The sequence below is a fragment of the Sporosarcina trichiuri genome, assembly GCF_030406775.1.
In the GTDB taxonomy this organism is placed as follows: domain Bacteria; phylum Bacillota; class Bacilli; order Bacillales_A; family Planococcaceae; genus Sporosarcina; species Sporosarcina trichiuri.
In genome coordinates this window covers 458398-476161 of sequence record NZ_CP129119.1, presented here as the reverse complement: position 1 = coordinate 476161, position 17764 = coordinate 458398, and the positions used below count along the sequence as shown (strand labels likewise).

Below are 17764 nucleotides of genomic sequence, written 5' to 3'. Positions count from 1 at the left end.
AGCAACCATTCTAAAAATTTTTACTTTCCGCTTTACATGTGAAATCCGATGTTTTATACTGTTGAAAGTTGCACAGAGGAAACTTAAAGTTGCGCAAAGGAAACTGTTTGCAGTATGCTGGATGATGAACAATTCGGCACAATCGTGCATACGATGAAAAACTACGTGCTGCCCTTCACATTCCAACAAAGGGCGAACATTTGCTAAAAAGTTGCACGAAGGAAAAATATATTGATCAACAGGAGGAACAAAGATGACTGAACCCATAACGGCAAATCATATTTCCGTCTCTTATTCAGGCAAACAAGTCGTGCAGGATGTGTCCTTCACTTTCGCGCCCGGCAGCCTGATCGGCGTTCTCGGTCCGAATGGCGCCGGAAAGTCGACGTTAATGAAAGCGATGCTCGGCCTCATCAAAAAAGACAATGGAACTGTCCAGATCGGCAGTGAACCGATCGAACGGAAACGGAAAATTATCGCATATGTACCGCAGCGGTCCAACATCGACTGGAACTTCCCGATCGTCGTGAAGGATACCGTGTTGCTTGGCACCTATCCGAAACTCGGATTGTTCCGCAGACCCAGCAAGCAAGACAAAGCATGGGCAATGGATTGCCTGAAGCAGGTCGGCATGCAGGACTTCGCGGACCGGCAGATCGGGGAACTGTCAGGCGGTCAGCAGCAGCGGGTCTTTCTCGCTCGGGCACTTGCACAGAAAGCCGACTACTTTTTCCTGGATGAACCGTTCGTCGGTATCGACGTATCCAGTGAGGAAGTGATCATCAATATCCTCAGGAAACTGAAGGAGCAGGGCAAGACCGTCTTCGTCGTCCACCATGACCTATCCAAAGTGAAAAGTTACTTCGATGAACTGATCCTCATGAATCGGGAACTGATCGGCGCTGGTCCTGTCGACCAGGTGTTCCAGGAGAGAAATATGACACGGGCATATAACCGCCCGATGACAATGTTCGACGATGTGGAGGTTCAGGTGTAATGGAGTTCATACATGATCTGTTCAATTATGCATTTCTGCAAAAGGCGTTCATCACATCCGTCATGGTCGGGATCATCTGCGGAGTGATCGGCAGTTTCATCGTCCTGCGGGGCATGGCGCTGATGGGGGATGCCATTTCACACGCCGTCCTGCCGGGTGTGGCCATCTCTTACATGCTGAGCATCAACTACTTCTATGGTGCAGTCCTGACCGGCGTGCTGACCGCATTCGGAATCGGCGCAATCAGCCAGAACAGCCGCATCAAAAGCGACTCTGCGATCGGTATCGTGTTTTCCGCCTTCTTCGCGCTCGGTATCATTTTGATTACGAAGGCGAAAAGTGCGACAGACTTGACGCAGATCCTGTTCGGAAACGTTCTGTCCGTCCGTGATTCGGATATGTGGATCACCCTCGTGATCGGCGTCATCATCATCGTCACCGTATTCCTGTTCTTCAAAGAATTGAAAGTGTCGAGCTTCGACGAAACAATGGCGGCAGCCTACGGGCTGAACGTACGATTCATCCACTATGCGATCATGTTCATGCTGACATTGGTGACAGTCGCTTCACTCCAGACGGTAGGTGTCATTCTCGTCGTTTCCATGCTGATCACGCCGGCATCCGCTGCGTATCTGCTGACGAACCGCCTGTCCGCCATGGTTGTGCTGGCGTCATTCTTCGGTGCATTGTCAGCGGTGATCGGCCTGTACTTCAGTTTCTTGTACAACATGCCGTCAGGTCCTGTCATTGCACTGGCAACGACGTCGATCTTCATCCTGGCATTTTTGTTTTCGCCGCAACAGGGACTCATCACTCAGTATTTCCGTTCGAAGAACCCCCGCAAATCTGCGGCGTAAGATAAGGAAGTATGGGCTGTCTGCTTCGGCACACAGCACTTCACTATAATTTCAGACAGAGAAGGGAAAGAAGTATCTATGAAGAAGTTAGCAACATGGCTGGGCCTTTCGCTCATGGCAGTATTCCTGCTTGCCGCTTGCGGAAGCGGTAAAGATGTGTCATCCGCGTCGGGTGACAACAAGGACAGCGGCGGCAAACTGAAAGTCGTCACCTCTTTCACGATCATCGCGGATATGGTCCGTCAGATCGGCGGCGATTATGTGGAAGTGCATAACCTGGTGCCATCCGGAACGGATCCGCACGAATACGAACCGCTTCCGAACGATATCAAAGCAGCTACTGACGCGGACGTCCTCCTCTATAACGGACTGAACCTGGAAGGCGGCGAACACGGCTGGTTCAAAAAACTGACGGACTCCGTCCATCAGAAAGATGAAAACATCTTCAACCTGACAGAGCATGTGGAACCGATGTACTTATCAGGAGCGGACGGACGTGATGAAGAGATGAACCCGCATGCGTTCATCGATCCCGGTGTCGGAGTCAAGATGGCGGAGGATATTACACGCATCCTGAAAGAGAAACATCCGACAGACAGCGACAAAATCGAAAAGACGGGTGAGGAGTATATCGCCCGCCTGAAAGAGATTGATAAGGAATACGAGGACCGCATCAATGACATCCCAGAGGAGAACCGGACACTCGTGACGAGTGAACGGGCATTCCAGTACATGGCGGCCCACTACGGACTGAAGGAAGCGTTCATCTGGGAAATCGACACAGAGGAGAACGGCTCCCCGAAACAGATCAAGGATCTCGTACACTTCATCAAAGAGCATAAGGTTCCTGTCCTGTTCGTTGAGTCGAACGTCGACACTCGTCCGATGGAAACTGTATCGAAAGAGACCGGTGTCCCGATCGCAGACAAACCGATCTATTCGGACGAAATCGGAGATCCCGGCGAGGAAATCGATACGTATGTGAAATACTTGAACTACAACATCGATCTCATGCACGACGAGATGAGCAAAAAACGCTGACACCTGACGAACAGCCGTCCCCAACCCCGGGGCGGCTGTTTTCGTATGAGGTCATGCTGCAAGACCCATCTACATACAATGGAGAATAGAGAAAGGATGATGTCTTGAGGAACAATCCTGTACTGGTCACATCCCGGCCGCTGCCGAATCCGTCCCCTTCCGTTTCAATCGTCTATCCAGAAGTCCTATTGCCCCATCTCCCTGCTGTCCAGCATAGCCTGAACACCCAAATCCGGGATGCGCTGAACCAGCTGCTCATCGACCAGAATTATTATGATCCGAATCTTGTGGAACTGATCGTTTACTATGAAGTGAAGACTAATGAACGCGATATTCTGAGCCTGACGCTGATCGCCTACTCATTTACAGGGGGGGCGCACGGGATGACTGTCGTCAAACCGCTGACATTTGATACAACAACCGGTAAAAAATATTCACTGCATGACCTGTTCGGTTCCCAGGAGTTCGAGAAACCGATCTCGGAGATCGTCCGTAAAAAGATCGACCAATGGGATGTGGACCTGCTCGATCCCCCATTCACCGGTATCCGGCGCGACCAGGATTTCTATTTGGCGGACACCTCACTCGTCGTCTTCTTCCAGCTGTATGAAATCACCCCGTACGTGTGGGGCTTCCCCTACTTCCCAATTGCGCTGAAAGACTTGGAACGTATCATTCCCGAGAACAGTCCGCTGCAGCGGTTCATCCCGTTCCTTTAACGGCCGGACCGTCTGGCATCGTTTGCCACATTCCACACTCTCCTGCTATGCTGATTATATAGAAGGAGAGGTGGAAATCCATGCAGCGGACGTTAGTGATCAGTGATATCCACGGGGAAGCCGGGATGCTGGATGCTCTGCTTGAGAAAGCGGAGTACATCGCGGGGAAGGACCGTCTGATCCTGCTCGGCGATTATATAGACCGCGGGCCGGATTCCAAAGGTGTAGTGGACCGTGTCATCCAGCTCGTCAAAAACGGGGCTGTCGCACTGCAGGGCAATCATGAACACATGATGATCCGGTCATTGACCGAAGGACACGAACGGACTTGGCGCAACTGGACCGGCCGGAACGGCGGCGATGCCACACTGAAAAGCTACGGGTTCGAACCGGAATCCTTTCTGTTCAGAGATGAAGAGGAATTCATCCAGCCTGTCCTGTCGGATGCCGTTCTGGCCAGGCATCTGGCTTTCCTGCAAAGGCTTCCCGTTTACATGGAGGAAGAGGATACGGTCTTTGTCCATGCCGGTGTGAAACCGGACGTGCCGCTGGCGGAAACGGATCCCTATGACCTTGTCTGGATACGCGACGAGTTCCACAGCAAATATGCAGGGCCGAAAACAATCGTCTTCGGCCATACCCCGGTGTCCGGATTGCATGGCGACCCGGATTCCCATCACATTTTTTTCGGTGCCAATTCGATTATCGGCATAGATGGCGGCGCTGTATTCGGCGGCCAGCTGAACTGCCTCGTCCTGCCGGAAAAGAAGGAGATCTCAGTACCTGCAGATCATACACACAAAAAGGGTCCCGCTTCCTGAACAGGAACGGGACCTTTTTTTGCATGAGCCGGTTACTTCTTCTTGCCCTTCTCTTTCCTCTTCCTGTATTCCGCTTCGATGCGCTCGAACCGGCGAACGTCTCTCGGCCTCACCGTGATCGGTTCCTTTTTCAGCATCTTCACCAGCGCGAACAGCATGATGATCAGGAACAGACAGAAGGGCAGCGCCGATACGAGCGAAGCGGACTGCAGGGCCTCGAGACCCCCCGCTTTGAGAAGCACACCTGCGATTGCCGCCATAAGAACGCCCCATGTCAGCTTTACAGCCATCGGCGGCATCAGACTGCCGCGTGTTGTCATACTCCCCAATATATACGTCGCTGAATCCGCAGATGTAATAAGGAAAGTGAAAATAAGAACGAGCGCCAAAATCGTCAGCAATCCGGTGAATGGCATGTGCTGGAATGTCTCGAACAATGCGGACGTTACATCCTGTCCGACCGCCTCCCCGATCTTCGTACCATTCTTCAAGTCACTGTACAGCGCTGTACCGCCCAGCGTCGCAACCCACATGCAGGCGAAGACCGGCGGGATCACCATGACCCCGACGATGAATTCACGGATCGTGCGCCCCTTCGAAACACGGGCGACAAATGCGCCGACGAATGGCGACCAGGCGATCGTCCAGGCCCAATAGAAGATCGTCCACTTCTGGACCCAGGTCCCTTCGCCGTATGGCTGCAGACGCAGGCTGTACTGGATGAAATTCGTAATATAGTCACCGATCGCAAGCGTGAAACTGTCGAGAATGAAAACCTTCGGGCCGACAATGAAGAAAAAGGCCAGCAGGGCGATTGCGAGTCCCAAGTTGAAATTCCCCAAGTATCGGATCCCTTTGTTCAGCCCGCTGGAGGCAGACAGCATGTACGCAGCGAATACGACTGCAATGATGATGAACTGGACGAAGAACGTATTCTTGATGTCGAATGCATACTCCAGCCCGCCGCTCATCTGCAGGACGCCGAGTCCGAGTGATGTGGCAATCCCCATCACTGTCGCAATGACAGCCAGGGAATCGATGCCGCCTTTCAAATATTTGTTGGAACCGACAATCGGTTCAAGGGCTGTGGAAACCAGCCCGTCCCTTTTTTTCCGGAACTGCAGGAACGCGATGACCAGGCCGACCAGGCCGAAAATCGCCCATTGGGAAACACCCCAATGGAAGAACGAATAGCCCATCGCCAGTCTCGCAGCCTCCTCACTGTTCGGCTGCACACCTGACACGGGTGCGCTTATGTAATGGCTCATCGGTTCGGCGACGCCATAGAAGACGAGCCCGACACCGAAACCTGCTGAAAACAGCATCCCGATCCACGTAAAGAACGGATAATCGGGCCGTTCCTCATCACCGCCGAGACGGATCGCTCCGTATTTGCTGATAGCAAGTCCTACTAGGAAGACAATCAGACCGAATACGACGAGCAGATAAAACCAGCCAAAACTCCTTGTCGTGAAATTATAAAGCTTATCGGCGATGACACCGAACTCCTCGGCCCAGATTGCACCTAGCAGGACCAGGATGAAGATGACGGCTGCCGAGATGCCGAATACAGGGTTTTTCCAAAACTTCTTTTCCATTGGCAACGACTCCTAAATAATCAGATACTCATCAGTTACCCTACTTTCGGGGTCTGTAACATCAAAGCGGACTGTCTTGTATTTTTAATCACCCGTATGGTTAACCACCCGTTCTTTTGTCAACAATTTTCTTGAAGGATGTGATTGTATGAGCGAAGCGGATGAACTCGCCCTCTCTTTCTACCTGCCGCTTGTGCTGATTTTGGCAGTGATCGATATTACAGTAGGGGCTTATTGGTCGCTTGAGGGAAAACACTCCAAGAAACTGGCAGCTGTGAACCTCCTCGTGAATATGAGCTGGACATGCACGTTGTTCCCCCTGTTGCTCGACAAGGACCTCTTTTCACGCAGTCTGGAAGCCATTTACGAAGGGACACGGCGTGAAGTCCATCCATTCAGTGAGCCGGGACTGTTCTGGTGTTCCCTTCTGCTTGTCACCTTGCTGCTAATCGTCAATACGGTGGACGTCCACCAGTGTTTCAAGTCGGCAGATCAGCCGGCATCCGACGACTGAAGGATCCGCCGTACTGCTGCCGGCCTGTTCTCCGGGAACCCCCAGACGATCAGGCTGATCATTCCCCCGACAGAGAGGACGGTGGCTGTCGACAGCAGTATGGAAATACCCGGAATGAGCAGACTGCCTGCTGTGACGATACAAAGATCGAACAGCAGGATCACGAAACCTGTATTCAGTCTCATCCAGTTCGCCAGCAGCTGTGCAAGCAGATCCGTCCCGCCGATACTGATTCCTGAACGCAGTAAGATACCGGTGCCCAGGCCGATCAGCAGACCTCCGCAGACTGCACTCGCAGCCGGTCCGATACTGACTGCATCGGAAATAGAGCGTACCGGAGCCAGCAGGTCGATAATCAGCGAGGAGGCGAGCATACCGTGGATTCCGTTATAGAAGAATGGGCGATGCCAAATCCAAGCCATCAGGAAGATAGGAAGACTGATAACCAGAAACATCAAACCGACTTTCATGCCGGATAGGTAATGGATGATAAGACTGATGCCGAGCGCTCCGCCTTCCATCAGGCCGAATGGCACGAGGAACCCGTTGAGTCCCAGCGCGATCAGCATACAGCTGCCGATCTGGATCAGAATACGATATGCCAATTGGATGATCGCACCTCCTGCAAATGTGATACTGCAAGTATATGTCCGAGCACTGCAATACTTTACAGACAGAGCTGAAAAAAGACGCCCCCTCCCCAGATGGGAGAAGAAGCGTCTTCCTTATGATTCAATTACTCGTCTGCCGCGGCCGCCGGGATCAATCCCTTCTCGGAACCGGCAACACAGACAGCTGCGGACGCATCGCCCACAATATTGACAGACGTGCGCATCATATCCAGGACCCGGTCGATTCCGGCGATCAGCGCGATCCCTTCGAGCGGCATATTGACGGAATTGAGTACCATCGCCAGCATGATCATTCCGGCTCCCGGCACGCCGGCAGTACCGATCGAAGCCAGGACGGTCGTCAGCACCACTGTCAGCAGCTGCAGGAACGTAAGCTCAAGATGGAAGAACTGAGCGATGAACACAACTGCGACCCCCTGGTAGATCGCTGTGCCGTCCATATTGATGGTCGCACCGAGCGGCAGTACGAAACTGGCAACCCGTTTCGGCACACCGAGGTTCTCGGTCGTATTTTTGATAGTCACCGGCAGAGTGCCCGCACTGCTCGCTGTGCTGTACGCAACAAGTGCTGCCGGGAAGATCCCTTTGAAGAACGTGACGGGGCTCATCTTGCCGAGCGTCTTCACGGCAAGGGAATAGACGACGAGCGCATGGACAACGCATGCGATATAGACAGCCAGCACCACTTTCAGAAGCGGCATCAGCACCGACAGACCGTACTGTCCGACAACCGGCGCCATGAGTCCGAGTATCCCGATCGGCGCGACACGCATGATGATCCCTGTCACTTTATACATGATTTCCGCAAACCCTTCGAAGAACCGCAGTACCGGCGACGCTTTCTCGCCGATCATCGTAATGGCGATACCGAGGAACAGTGCAAAGAAGATGATCTGCAGGATATTTCCGGTGGCCAGTGCTTCAAACGGATTGGTCGGGACGATATTCAGCAGTGTATCGACGGCGCTCTGCGGTTCAGCAGCAGCCGCTTCCGGCACGGCCGTTTCTCCGGCCGGGATATCGACACCTTTTCCGGGACTCATGAGGAGCGCGACTCCTAATCCGATAATGATCGCCACCGCAGTGGTTCCGAGGTAGTAGATGATCGTCTTTACACCGATCCGTCCGAGCTGTCTCGGATCGGACATGCTTGCGACACCGACAACCAGTGTCGAAAGGATCAGAGGTGCGATGACAAATTTGATGAGACGCAGGAACAGATCCCCCAGCGGCTGCAGGAAATCGATTTTACTGCCGAAAATACTCCCGAGAATAATTGCAAGGACAAACGCCGCAAATATCTGCGTAACCAAATTGAAACGGATCTTCAACATTCTCCCTCCCTTTCTTCTCTTTCCAACACTCTATTTCAAAGCGTCAAATACAATGCAAACGCTTCCAATTATTATAAAAGAAAAACTTCCCGGAGACAAATACAGTCCCGGGAAGTCTTCTGTACATCCGGCCGTCAGAACCAGCGTCCGACGATCGGATAGTTATACGGCTCATCATTGATGGCTTTGACGATAGCGATGATCGGCACGATGAGTGTCATCAGACCGAAGATGACAAGAAACGGCAGTCCGATGAGCACGAACGAAAAGATGATGGATACCGTGATGAGCACCCCCATCACAAGCTGGAACAGCAGCGCCTGTACGGACATCCGTTTCACCTGCAGATCCGGACTGACCAGATAGACGACAAACGGTACGAGGAACGGCGCAAAGAATGCGCTGGCATGCACCAATATTTTAAGTCCTTTTGCTTCCATAGGTATTCACCCTTCCCTTACTCTCTATACTGGATTCTACGGATGAACACACAAAAGGATTCAACTTATTTCGCACCGAACGATGCCGGCATCACGACTGCCGTCACTTCCCCGTTTGCACACAGTTCGCTGTCCGCAAAAACCTCCACAGACACTTTGAACTTCTTAGGATGGATCTCTTCGATAGTTCCGACAGCTTTCAGCCTCCGTCCCTGGGGTGTCGGTTTCAGGAAGTTGACAGAAAGTGAAGCGGTGACAAAGCGTGGCGGCGTCTCGGCGCTTTCCGGCTCGAACCCGTTTTTCCGATGCAGTGCAAGTGACGCAGAGCCAGTACCGTGGCAGTCGACCATGGATGCGATGAGTCCGCCATAGACGAAACCGGGAATTGCCGTCTGATCTGCCTGAGGTTCATAGTATGTGACAGTCTTGTCCCCTTCCCAGCCTGTCCGGAAATGATGCCCCTCCTCATTCAGACGGCCGCATCCGTAACACCACGAAAAGTCATCCGGATACATATCTTGAATTGCGTGTTCTGTAAACTGCTGCAAGAAAATTCCCCCTTTTCATCTGAGTGTCTCCTATTATATCACAATCGTTCTGAGACTTTTCAGGCACCTTTCTGCATATAGTAGTGGCGGAGGACGATATCATCTCGTCGATCTGCTGCGTATAATGCAGTAACCATCGTACCAAGGGGGCTGTGAAGATGAAATTACGGGCCATGCTGTTAGTCTGCCTGCTGATCGGCGGCGCGTATGCCATGTATATATCAATGGTGGAATTCCAAGTGAAAGGGTTCCATGATATTCTCCCGGGACCGGCGAATTCCGTGGAGCAGCTTGTGTTCACGAAACCGCTGCCTGTCAGCTCGGAAGCTACTGCCTGGATTGTCACGGACAAGGAAGAGATCGTCCGTCTGCTGTCTTTCCTCCAGTCGGTCGAGGTGCAGAAAATTGATACCCAGCTCGAGGTCAGCGATCTGGATTTCAACCAGTTCACCATTTCACTGCAGGATACCGACGAAAACCGGATTACCATCCTGACCGAAGACCATCTGATCGTTACTGAAGCAGGTGAACAGTTTACCGTCGTCGGCGACTCTCTGGACATGGACTGGATTCTGCAGTTCATCCTGACGAACCGGCCGGATTCCGGGTAATACAGTCTCGAAATCTTTTTACATTTCAGTCTGCTTGTTTTATACTGGAATTAGTTCAGAATTCGAAATAAAGGAGAGATTCCATTGGTTAAACAATTGCCGCCGCGTTCCGAAGTCCCTGTTCAGGAAACGTGGAATTTAGATGACTTATTCGCTTCCGAGCAGGCGTACAAAGAAGCACTTGAAAAACTGCAGAGGGATGTAAAAGGATTTGCAGAGAAGTATGAGGGGAAGATCCAATCCGCCGATGACGTTATCGATGCAGTGAAAGAATACGAGAGCCTCTACATGCAGATCATCCCGCTCGGCACGTTCACGAATCTGGCAGTCAGCGTCGATCAGACAGACGATGAAACCCAGATGCGGGACAGCCATTTCGGGGCCGTGGCCGCCAAAGTGGGAAGTCAGCTCTCTTTCGTGACGAGTGAACTGCTCGCCCTTCCGGAAGACGTACTGCAGACCGCGATGGAAACATCCGAGGAGTACAGCCACTATTTGAAGGAACTGCTCCGAGAAAAACAGTACCGGCTGCATCCGGAAGCCGAGAAAGTGCTTGCCGCCTACTCCGCTGCCTTCGACGCACCATACGGCCTGTACAACACGACGAAAATGGTCGATATGGATTTTGAAGACTTCACTGTGGACGGGGAAAAGTATCCGCTCAGTTACGTCACGTTCGAAGGCGGCTGGGAAGCTGAACCCGATACACGCAAGCGCCGGGCAGCTTTCGATGCATTCTCGAAGAAACTGCGTGATTATCAGCATACGACAGCCAAGACATATGATGCGCATCTGCAGATTGAGAAGATCACATCCGATCTGCGCGGGTATGACAGCATCACGGATTACCTGCTCTTCAACCAGGAAGTCGACCGTTCCATGTACAACCGTCAGATAGACTTGATCACTGAAGAGCTGGCACCGCATATGCGGAAATATGCGAAGCTGCTGCAGAAGGAATACGGTCTGGACAAGATGACGTTCGCAGATTTGAAGATTCCGCTCGATCCGACCTATGAACCGACCATCACAGTGGAGGAATCCAAGAAGTATATCCATGATTCCCTCGCGATCATGGGAGACGACTACCTGGATATGGTCAAGCGGTCGTACGATGAGCGCTGGACGGATTTCGCCCAGAACAAAGGGAAATCGACCGGTGCATTCTGTTCCAGCCCGTACGGTACACATCCGTACATCCTGATCTCCTGGACAGGCAGCATGGAAGACGTCTTCGTCCTGGCCCACGAGCTTGGACATGCCGGACATTTCTACAATGCCCATAAGCATCAGAACGTCTTCAATTCACGTCCGTCAACGTATTTCATCGAAGCGCCGTCGACGATGAATGAAATGCTCGTGGCCAACCACCTGCTGTCGAATTCGGATGATCCGAAATTCAAGCGCTGGGTCATTTCCTCGATCATTTCCCGGACATACTATCATAACTTTGTCACGCATCTGCTGGAAGCTGCATACCAGCGGAAGGTCTATGAGATCATCGATGAAGGCGGAAGCGTCAATGCTGCGACACTCAACAAGCTGAAACGGAGTGTACTGGAAGAATTCTGGGGTGACACCGTGGATATCAACGAAGGTGCTGAACTGACGTGGATGCGCCAGCCGCACTACTACATGGGTCTCTATCCATATACGTACAGTGCCGGTCTGACGATTTCCACCGAAATGTCGAAACGGGTGCTGAACGAAGGCCAGCCTGCAGTGGAGGATTGGCTGAAAGTCCTGCAGGCAGGCGGAACGAAAACACCTGCGGAATTATCCAAGATGGCGGGTGTCGATATTACGACGGAAGAGCCGCTGAAAAATACGATTGCCTATATCGGCGATTTGGTCGACCAGCTGATTGAGCTGACAGACGAGATCAACGCCCAAACGGCAACCAACTGAAAAAAAGGCTGTCCGGAACGTTTCGCAATCGAAACGCCGGGCAGCCTTATTCATGTGCAATTACCAGAAGGATGGTTTTGCAACCATCAGATAGAGCATGACCAACAGCAGCAGTATGTAACGCCAGGCCGTTTCTTTCAGTGTTCTGAGCAGGCCGTCACGGTTTTCAGGCTCATCCGGGAACCGGCTGAGCACTTTCGAAAAACCGCTCGCAAGGAAAACGATGGACAGCATCATGACGCCGACCGTCACAATCACCCATGATGTATACCATGGCCACGGTCCGAAGATGAGCAGCAGGACACCTGTCACGACGAGCACATGACCCGCGTGCATGACGAACCGTATCGTCCACTTGAACAGCGACAGGAGCATCGATTCTTCCCCCGCCGACGCTGTCCGCATCTTGCGGATGAGCGGAAACAGAACAACCAGCGGACCGACGGACACTACTGCAGAAACGACATGCACGTAGACGATGAGTGTATAGAAGGTACCCATGCCGGGCCCATCAATTCTCTACAGCAGCGAACTCGTGCACCCAGACTTTCATCGCCGGGATCCACTTCATGCCCTCGTGCATCCCCAGTATGGACTGCTTGTATGCATCCAGGCTGTCGAACCCTTCCTGACGGGCATGCTCCTCCGTCACTTCTCCCAAAGACTGTTCGTAGAGGTTTTTCACTTCGAACTCCCTGCCTTCAAGTGTCATGATTTCGCCGGGATACGCATAGACACCGTTTCTTCTCGTCGCAGTTTTCTTGCCTTCCAGCACTTTGCGGACATCCTCTGGTACTGTGACAAGACGTTCCACCGAACATGTTTTTTCAGGGTATTCCATTACGCATTCCTCCATTTCAATATCTCCCTATAGTATACAGGGTTCACAAAGGAATAGCGATCCTGCCGTTCATGGTGCCTGGACGTCCAGTTCATGGGTTTCGTGCTCATGCAGACCGCTGTCGTCTTCCACATGGACAGTGATCTCCGCTTTTCCCGCTGCATCGAATGTCACGTCCCCTGCATATTCGCCGGCTTTCCCTTCTTCAAGCTTCACCCACTGTGCGGCATCTGTTTTCCCGTTCTCTATGATTTCCAGACGGACACGCGCATGTTCAAGAGGCTGATTGTCCTGCTGCAGATGCACCATCATAGCTGCCGGCGTCCCTGCCGCGGCATGGTCCGGCTCCATGAAATGCATGGAGAATCCGGGAGCCGTGTGATGATGCTCATGCCCTTCACCATGGGCACTTGCATGTCCCTCATCAACTGCCGCCCCTTCGCCGATGGTAATGTCTTTCATCGGCATCGTGTGCATATCGCGTGCCGTCACATGCACTTGCACATGGTAGAGTCCGTCAGCATCGAATTCGGTTTCCGCTTCGTAGACACCGTCGCCGGTCTGTTCGGCTTCCACCATACGGCTGTCGTCCTTCTTGCCCTCTTCCCAGATCTCGTAGACGACTTCATCAGCATCCGATACCTTTTCTTCCCCTTGTGTTACGGCCGCTTTCAAAGCGACAGGCTCACCGGCCGTCCCCGTTCCGGGAACTGTCAGATCGACACTGATCGGTACGATTTCAACATCCTCTGTGTCTGTTTCCGCAGCTGTATCTCCATTATCCTGTCCGCACCCTGCCAGCATGAGTGCGATGAGAGCTGCCCCCGCAGCCGGAAATTTCTTTTTCATGAATGATGTCCTCTCCTTATTGCTTAACGGCAAGCCCGCTATAGCGTATGATACTTGTATAGAATCCATTGTACTGTACGTTTTCGAAGTAAGTATGAAGTCACCGCACTTCATGGAATGTTCACGTTATCTTGAGAAACTGGTTTGAAAAGCAAAAGGAAATGAGGCTTATACATGAACCCCTATACAATCATGGTGATTGACGATGAGGCGGAAATGAGGAAAATGATTCGTGCATTCCTGGAGCGGGACGGCTACCAGGTGGTGGAAGCGACTGATGGCGTCCATGCCCTGTCGCTGCTGCACGATGTCCATGTCGACCTGTGCCTGGCCGATGTGATGATGCCGTACATGGACGGCTTCTTGTTCGCCCAGGAAGTGAAACGGACCATCGACCTGCCGATCATCTTCCTGTCTGCAAAAGGCGATGAGCCGGATAAGATCCAGGGGCTGAAACACGGCGATGACTACATCGTCAAACCGTTCATGCCTGGTGAATTGCTGGCACGTGTGGCATCGGTGCTGCGCAGATCCTACCAGCGCAATGATCTGAATAACTCCTTGACGTTCGGTCCTCTGGAAATCGACAAGGAGGCCCACCGCGCCGCCTTGAACGGCAGACCGCTGTCCCTGACGCTGAAAGAATTCGGCATCCTGTACGTGCTGGCAAAGCATACGGGCCGTGTCTATACGCGCGATGAGCTGCTGCAAATCGTCTGGGGCGACGAGCACGAAAGCAGTGTCCGCACTGTCGATACCCATATCAAAACGCTGCGCCTCAAGCTGGGCGACGAAGGGAAGCGGATTGAGACCGTGTGGGGCATCGGCTACAAATTCGAGGTCTGAATCCTTGAAGATGACACTGAGTAAGAAAGTGCTCTCGCTTTTTTTTCTGAGCCTTGCCTGCACGATCCTGTTTTCCTTCTTCTTCATCCACTTCCTCTATTCCAAACTGTATTTGGAAAGTATCGAGGAATCGATCATCTACCAGGGGAAACGTACGGCCGCCCATTACCATTTCGGGGAACTCAGTGAAGACATCATCGAAAAGATCCAATGGTACAACGTTGTCTCGGAATATGAAATTGTCGTTGTGGATCGGCTCGATGAGCTGCCTTCCTATTTCCCTTACAAGGTGGACTATGAAGATCTGATCGATTCCGAAGACCGTCATACTTTGGAAAAAGGGTCATACGTCGTCAAGAAAGGCTACGTATCGGAATTCAACCGGGAAATCCTCGGGGCGGTTTTCCCGATCCGCGGGAAAGACTCCCTGATCGGATTCATCTATATCTATGTGCCTCTCGCAGCTATCCAGGATGTATTCGCCGAGAGCATTCCGCTGCTCGCCGCAGTGGGAATCGGATTCTTCCTCATTCTGTTCCTGCTCATCAACAGGGTATGGGCCTCGCTGTTCAAGCCGCTCCGTAAAATTGAGGATCTCGCTGCAAATGTATCGCATGGTGACTATTCGGGCCGTATCGAAACAAAACGCGATGATGAGATCGGCCAGCTGGCTTCCGCCTTCAACGTGATGAGTTCCTCACTGGAAGCACAAGAAGAGCGGAAGCGGGAATTCACAAGCAACCTCGCCCACGAGATGCGGACGCCTCTGACGTATATCAGCGGCTATACGCATGCACTGAAGCAGCATGCGGACGAGGAGAACACGGAAGCCCGCAGTTATCTTGATACGATCGAGAAAGAGACAGCCCGTCTCAGCAAGCTGATCAGCGACTTGACGGAACTGAACTATCTGCAGCAAGAGCTGTTCACGATCAGTTCGCAGCCGATTGTCGTGGCACAGCTGCTGTTCGATACGATCGACCTGTTCCGCATCCGGATTACGGACCGTGCCATCCGGCTTTCTATTCAGATTGAAGAGGATCTCATCATTTCAGGCGATGCCGACAGGATTCAGCAGGTGTTCTATAATACGATCGACAATGCGGTCAAATACGTCTCCCCGGGTGGTGACATCTCCATCTCCCTATCAGAGCATGGCGGTGATGCCCGATTTACGATCCGCAACACCGGGCTGACAATTTCGAAAGACGATTTAAGCCGGATGGGTGAACGTTTCTTCCGCACCGATAAAGCCCGCACGCGCACGACAGGCGGCACCGGACTCGGCCTGTCCATTGTGAGGGAGATTGTACGGCTGCATGACGGTGCCTTCGTCATGGACAGCGACCCGCAGCTCGGAACTACAGTCACAATTGATTTTCCGCTGCTTACCGAGGAGGATCCGTTATGAACGCTGTCCGTACCATACTTCTGATGACTGCTGTGCTGCTCCTCTCATCTGGGTGCTCTGCCGGACACGGACCGGAGCGCAAGATCTCCACCTTCACGTTTCTGGATCAGCAAGGCAATGCATTCGGCATGAGTCAGCTGAAGGATACCGTGTGGATTGCGGATTTCGTCTTCACCAACTGTGAAACCGTCTGTCCGCCGATGACGTCAGAGATGGCAGCCCTGCGAAGAGAATTCACGGAGGAAGGGCTCGATGTCCAATTCGTTTCATTCACAGTCGATCCTGAAGTGGACACACCTGAGAAACTGATGACATACGCTGAACAATATACGGACGACCAGACGAACTGGCATTTCCTCACCGGGTATTCGTCCAGGGAAATCACTGAGTTCGCGTTCGAGAATTTCCAGACGATCGTCCAGAAGCCAACCACCAGTGATCAGGTGATCCATGGAACGAATTTCTACCTGATCGCCCCGGGCGGTAAGCTTGTCAGTGAATTCAACTATGTGGACGAGGATTATCTCCATGATTTGATGAAAACGGTGAAAAAATATTTGGACTGATTTCGACAGGAGGAATTTTTTGACGAACCAACCATTGATGTCTCTGACCTATATGACCGCTGAAAAAAGAGTCGGCTGGATTGAACAGTCCATTTCCCGGACCGATGGAACACTGGCACTTTATAGAGAAAGCATCCACTCCGCAAACCAGATGTTCCCTCTGCAATCGGTTTTCGACTGTTCTCATAAGCCTTTTTCGGATGGGACTTGCCTGTTTTATCTGCATACCAATCATGGCGTGCGGACATTTCACGTTACGAGTGACCCGGCAGCCTTCGAGAGAACATTCCGCAAGCTGAAAAGCGAGCATGTCTAATATCCTTTCTCCCGGTTTTCCATTGTGACCCATTGCTTCGGTTCTGCGGGATGTTTAGTATCATGCAGACGATGGTATACAAACACTAGAACAAGCAGTACTTACAAAAATCACTTGGAGGGATTCGGAATGGTTGAAAAGTTTTATGTAGAAAATGCAGTGCAGGCGAAAGAGAAAGTAGATGAACTTGTTGGGAAAGGCTATACACATGACGACATCTATGTGTTTGCTCATGATAAAAAGCGCGGATCGGATATCAATGATGCGCTCGATACGGAAGAAGCCGGCATGAAGGAACAGGGCTTCCTCGATTCCATGAAAAACATGTTCAGCTCACGCGGTGACGAACTCCGCAGCAAAATGCACGGGGCTGGTCTTTCGGAAGAGGACGCAGCAGCAGCGGAGAGCGAACTCGACAAAGGCAAGCTCGTCGTCATCGCCAATAAATAATTTCAGTATGCGGCACAGCCCTCACCAGGGGCTGTGTTTTTTGTTGTGCAGCCGCCCTGGTTTTCAGGTATGATGTTGAATGGAAAGCAGGTGCATCTGATGGATCAGCACATACGGAAAATCGGGTTATTCACCGGACTGACGACCCTTGTCCTTTTCATCATCGGTGTCCGGACGATCGGCGGGCACGAACTTGATTGGAAGAATTACCTGGCATTCACCATCTTCAGCCTGACAGTCGGCCTGCTCGCTGTGCTGCTGCTGTTCTATAAACTGAAACTGGCTTTTTGGTTTTTCATGGCAGGCATGGTGATCAGCTTCGAAGAATTCTTCCGCAGTATCTTCATGTATGAAGGTGAACTCGGCCAATCGCTCGGTGTCCTATCGCTGTATATCATTTCCTCATTCAGCCTTGGAATCGGGCTGATCATCCAGTTCATACTCATTTTAGCGAAGAAAAAATAA

General features: G+C 52.0%; 22 protein-coding genes. 14 read left to right on the top strand and 8 right to left on the bottom strand.

Annotated features, from left to right (window positions below):
- Positions 1 to 253 precede the first annotated feature (253 nt).
- The 5 genes from QWT68_RS02750 to QWT68_RS02730 all read left to right on the top strand — a co-directional run bounded on the left by QWT68_RS02750 (position 254) and on the right by QWT68_RS02730 (position 4435).
- Entirely contained in the window at positions 254 to 997 is a 744-nt protein-coding gene (locus QWT68_RS02750) for a metal ABC transporter ATP-binding protein (protein WP_040286138.1), read from the top strand.
- Positions 997 to 1854 carry a metal ABC transporter permease gene (locus QWT68_RS02745; protein ID WP_040286137.1) on the top strand — a complete coding sequence of 286 codons (858 nt, stop codon included), beginning with the start codon at positions 997 to 999 and terminating at the stop codon, positions 1852 to 1854. Before QWT68_RS02750 ends, QWT68_RS02745 begins: the two co-directional genes overlap by 1 nt.
- 78 nt (positions 1855 to 1932) lie before the next feature.
- On the top strand, positions 1933 to 2895 hold the full coding sequence (locus tag QWT68_RS02740) for a metal ABC transporter solute-binding protein, Zn/Mn family (protein WP_040286136.1): 963 nt from the start codon (positions 1933 to 1935) through the stop codon (positions 2893 to 2895).
- Positions 2896 to 2999: 104 nt separating this feature from the next.
- Entirely contained in the window at positions 3000 to 3614 is a 615-nt protein-coding gene (locus tag QWT68_RS02735) for a DUF3298 and DUF4163 domain-containing protein (RefSeq protein ID WP_290149393.1), read from the top strand.
- Between the two features lie 80 nt (positions 3615 to 3694).
- A complete protein-coding gene (locus tag QWT68_RS02730) occupies positions 3695 to 4435 on the top strand; it encodes a metallophosphoesterase family protein (protein ID WP_052461727.1) in 741 nt (246 codons plus the stop codon).
- Between the two features lie 32 nt (positions 4436 to 4467).
- Here the strand turns inward: QWT68_RS02730 and QWT68_RS02725 are convergent, their stop codons facing one another.
- Positions 4468 to 6033 (bottom strand): BCCT family transporter, encoded by a 1566-nt coding sequence (locus QWT68_RS02725; RefSeq protein WP_040286135.1) that lies wholly within the window; start codon positions 6031 to 6033, stop codon positions 4468 to 4470.
- Positions 6034 to 6181: 148 nt separating this feature from the next.
- On the opposite strand from QWT68_RS02725, the gene QWT68_RS02720 reads away from it, so the two are divergent.
- Positions 6182 to 6547, top strand: coding sequence for a hypothetical protein (locus QWT68_RS02720; RefSeq protein ID WP_290149390.1), 366 nt, complete (start codon positions 6182 to 6184; stop codon positions 6545 to 6547).
- On the opposite strand, the gene QWT68_RS02715 is transcribed toward QWT68_RS02720, so the two are convergent.
- The 4 genes from QWT68_RS02715 to QWT68_RS02700 all read right to left on the bottom strand — a co-directional run bounded on the left by QWT68_RS02715 (position 6526) and on the right by QWT68_RS02700 (position 9468).
- Positions 6526 to 7152, bottom strand: coding sequence for a YitT family protein (locus tag QWT68_RS02715; RefSeq protein WP_052461726.1), 627 nt, complete (start codon positions 7150 to 7152; stop codon positions 6526 to 6528). The genes QWT68_RS02720 and QWT68_RS02715 overlap by 22 nt on opposite strands.
- 131 nt (positions 7153 to 7283) lie before the next feature.
- Complete coding sequence (locus QWT68_RS02710; RefSeq protein ID WP_290150445.1) at positions 7284 to 8504, bottom strand: dicarboxylate/amino acid:cation symporter; 1221 nt, start codon at positions 8502 to 8504, stop codon at positions 7284 to 7286.
- Positions 8505 to 8647: 143 nt separating this feature from the next.
- Positions 8648 to 8953, bottom strand: a complete 306-nt coding sequence (locus QWT68_RS02705; RefSeq protein WP_040286132.1) for a DUF4870 domain-containing protein — start codon at positions 8951 to 8953, stop codon at positions 8648 to 8650.
- 65 nt (positions 8954 to 9018) lie between these two features.
- Positions 9019 to 9468: a PaaI family thioesterase gene (locus QWT68_RS02700; protein WP_431312218.1), complete on the bottom strand. Its 450-nt coding sequence runs from the start codon at positions 9466 to 9468 to the stop codon at positions 9019 to 9021.
- A 191-nt stretch (positions 9469 to 9659) separates the two neighbouring features.
- On the opposite strand from QWT68_RS02700, the gene QWT68_RS02695 reads away from it, so the two are divergent.
- Together QWT68_RS02695 and pepF are read left to right on the top strand one after the other, a co-directional pair.
- On the top strand, positions 9660 to 10112 hold the full coding sequence (locus QWT68_RS02695; RefSeq protein WP_040286130.1) for a hypothetical protein: 453 nt from the start codon (positions 9660 to 9662) through the stop codon (positions 10110 to 10112).
- 84 nt (positions 10113 to 10196) lie between these two features.
- The gene (gene pepF, locus QWT68_RS02690; RefSeq protein WP_290149386.1) at positions 10197 to 12020 is read left to right on the top strand and encodes an oligoendopeptidase F; all 1824 of its coding nucleotides are present in this window, start codon (positions 10197 to 10199) and stop codon (positions 12018 to 12020) included.
- A gap of 60 nt (positions 12021 to 12080) precedes the next feature.
- Here pepF and QWT68_RS02685 read toward each other — a convergent pair whose 3' ends face one another.
- From QWT68_RS02685 to QWT68_RS02675, 3 genes are all read right to left on the bottom strand, one after another.
- Complete coding sequence (locus QWT68_RS02685; RefSeq protein WP_290149385.1) at positions 12081 to 12521, bottom strand: hypothetical protein; 441 nt, start codon at positions 12519 to 12521, stop codon at positions 12081 to 12083.
- Between the two features lie 10 nt (positions 12522 to 12531).
- A complete protein-coding gene (locus QWT68_RS02680; RefSeq protein ID WP_244898684.1) occupies positions 12532 to 12861 on the bottom strand; it encodes an ASCH domain-containing protein in 330 nt (109 codons plus the stop codon).
- Positions 12862 to 12930: 69 nt separating this feature from the next.
- A complete protein-coding gene (locus QWT68_RS02675; RefSeq protein ID WP_290149384.1) occupies positions 12931 to 13710 on the bottom strand; it encodes a FixH family protein in 780 nt (259 codons plus the stop codon).
- A 174-nt stretch (positions 13711 to 13884) separates the two neighbouring features.
- Here QWT68_RS02675 and QWT68_RS02670 point away from each other — a divergent pair, with 174 nt between their 5' ends.
- The 6 genes from QWT68_RS02670 to QWT68_RS02645 all read left to right on the top strand — a co-directional run bounded on the left by QWT68_RS02670 (position 13885) and on the right by QWT68_RS02645 (position 17764).
- Positions 13885 to 14556 carry a response regulator transcription factor gene (locus QWT68_RS02670; RefSeq protein WP_040286125.1) on the top strand — a complete coding sequence of 224 codons (672 nt, stop codon included), beginning with the start codon at positions 13885 to 13887 and terminating at the stop codon, positions 14554 to 14556.
- A gap of 10 nt (positions 14557 to 14566) precedes the next feature.
- A complete protein-coding gene (locus QWT68_RS02665; protein ID WP_040287165.1) occupies positions 14567 to 15967 on the top strand; it encodes a sensor histidine kinase in 1401 nt (466 codons plus the stop codon).
- A complete protein-coding gene (locus tag QWT68_RS02660) occupies positions 15964 to 16533 on the top strand; it encodes an SCO family protein (protein WP_040286124.1) in 570 nt (189 codons plus the stop codon). The genes QWT68_RS02665 and QWT68_RS02660 overlap by 4 nt, the downstream gene beginning before the upstream one ends.
- A 19-nt stretch (positions 16534 to 16552) precedes the next feature.
- The gene (locus QWT68_RS02655; protein ID WP_040286123.1) at positions 16553 to 16849 is read left to right on the top strand and encodes a hypothetical protein; all 297 of its coding nucleotides are present in this window, start codon (positions 16553 to 16555) and stop codon (positions 16847 to 16849) included.
- A gap of 129 nt (positions 16850 to 16978) precedes the next feature.
- On the top strand, positions 16979 to 17299 hold the full coding sequence (locus tag QWT68_RS02650; RefSeq protein WP_040286122.1) for a YflT domain-containing protein: 321 nt from the start codon (positions 16979 to 16981) through the stop codon (positions 17297 to 17299).
- Between the two features lie 99 nt (positions 17300 to 17398).
- Entirely contained in the window at positions 17399 to 17764 is a 366-nt protein-coding gene (locus QWT68_RS02645; protein ID WP_040286121.1) for a hypothetical protein, read from the top strand.

Bases quoted from the DNA above. Each gene is read 5' to 3' on its own strand.
- QWT68_RS02750 (WP_040286138.1), top strand. From the start codon at position 254: ATGACTGAACCCATAACGGCAAATCATATTTCCGTCTCTTATTCAGGC.
- QWT68_RS02745 (WP_040286137.1), top strand. From the start codon at position 997: ATGGAGTTCATACATGATCTGTTCAATTATGCATTTCTGCAAAAGGCG.
- QWT68_RS02740 (WP_040286136.1), top strand. From the start codon at position 1,933: ATGAAGAAGTTAGCAACATGGCTGGGCCTTTCGCTCATGGCAGTATTC.
- QWT68_RS02730 (WP_052461727.1), top strand. From the start codon at position 3,695: ATGCAGCGGACGTTAGTGATCAGTGATATCCACGGGGAAGCCGGGATG.
- QWT68_RS02725 (WP_040286135.1), bottom strand. From the start codon at position 6,033: ATGGAAAAGAAGTTTTGGAAAAACCCTGTATTCGGCATCTCGGCAGCC.
- QWT68_RS02720 (WP_290149390.1), top strand. From the start codon at position 6,182: ATGAGCGAAGCGGATGAACTCGCCCTCTCTTTCTACCTGCCGCTTGTG.
- QWT68_RS02705 (WP_040286132.1), bottom strand. From the start codon at position 8,953: ATGGAAGCAAAAGGACTTAAAATATTGGTGCATGCCAGCGCATTCTTT.
- QWT68_RS02700 (WP_431312218.1), bottom strand. From the start codon at position 9,468: ATGTATCCGGATGACTTTTCGTGGTGTTACGGATGCGGCCGTCTGAAT.
- QWT68_RS02695 (WP_040286130.1), top strand. From the start codon at position 9,660: ATGAAATTACGGGCCATGCTGTTAGTCTGCCTGCTGATCGGCGGCGCG.
- QWT68_RS02685 (WP_290149385.1), bottom strand. From the start codon at position 12,521: ATGGGTACCTTCTATACACTCATCGTCTACGTGCATGTCGTTTCTGCA.
- QWT68_RS02680 (WP_244898684.1), bottom strand. From the start codon at position 12,861: ATGGAATACCCTGAAAAAACATGTTCGGTGGAACGTCTTGTCACAGTA.
- QWT68_RS02675 (WP_290149384.1), bottom strand. From the start codon at position 13,710: ATGAAAAAGAAATTTCCGGCTGCGGGGGCAGCTCTCATCGCACTCATG.
- QWT68_RS02670 (WP_040286125.1), top strand. From the start codon at position 13,885: ATGAACCCCTATACAATCATGGTGATTGACGATGAGGCGGAAATGAGG.
- QWT68_RS02665 (WP_040287165.1), top strand. From the start codon at position 14,567: ATGACACTGAGTAAGAAAGTGCTCTCGCTTTTTTTTCTGAGCCTTGCC.
- QWT68_RS02660 (WP_040286124.1), top strand. From the start codon at position 15,964: ATGAACGCTGTCCGTACCATACTTCTGATGACTGCTGTGCTGCTCCTC.
- QWT68_RS02650 (WP_040286122.1), top strand. From the start codon at position 16,979: ATGGTTGAAAAGTTTTATGTAGAAAATGCAGTGCAGGCGAAAGAGAAA.
- QWT68_RS02645 (WP_040286121.1), top strand. From the start codon at position 17,399: ATGGATCAGCACATACGGAAAATCGGGTTATTCACCGGACTGACGACC.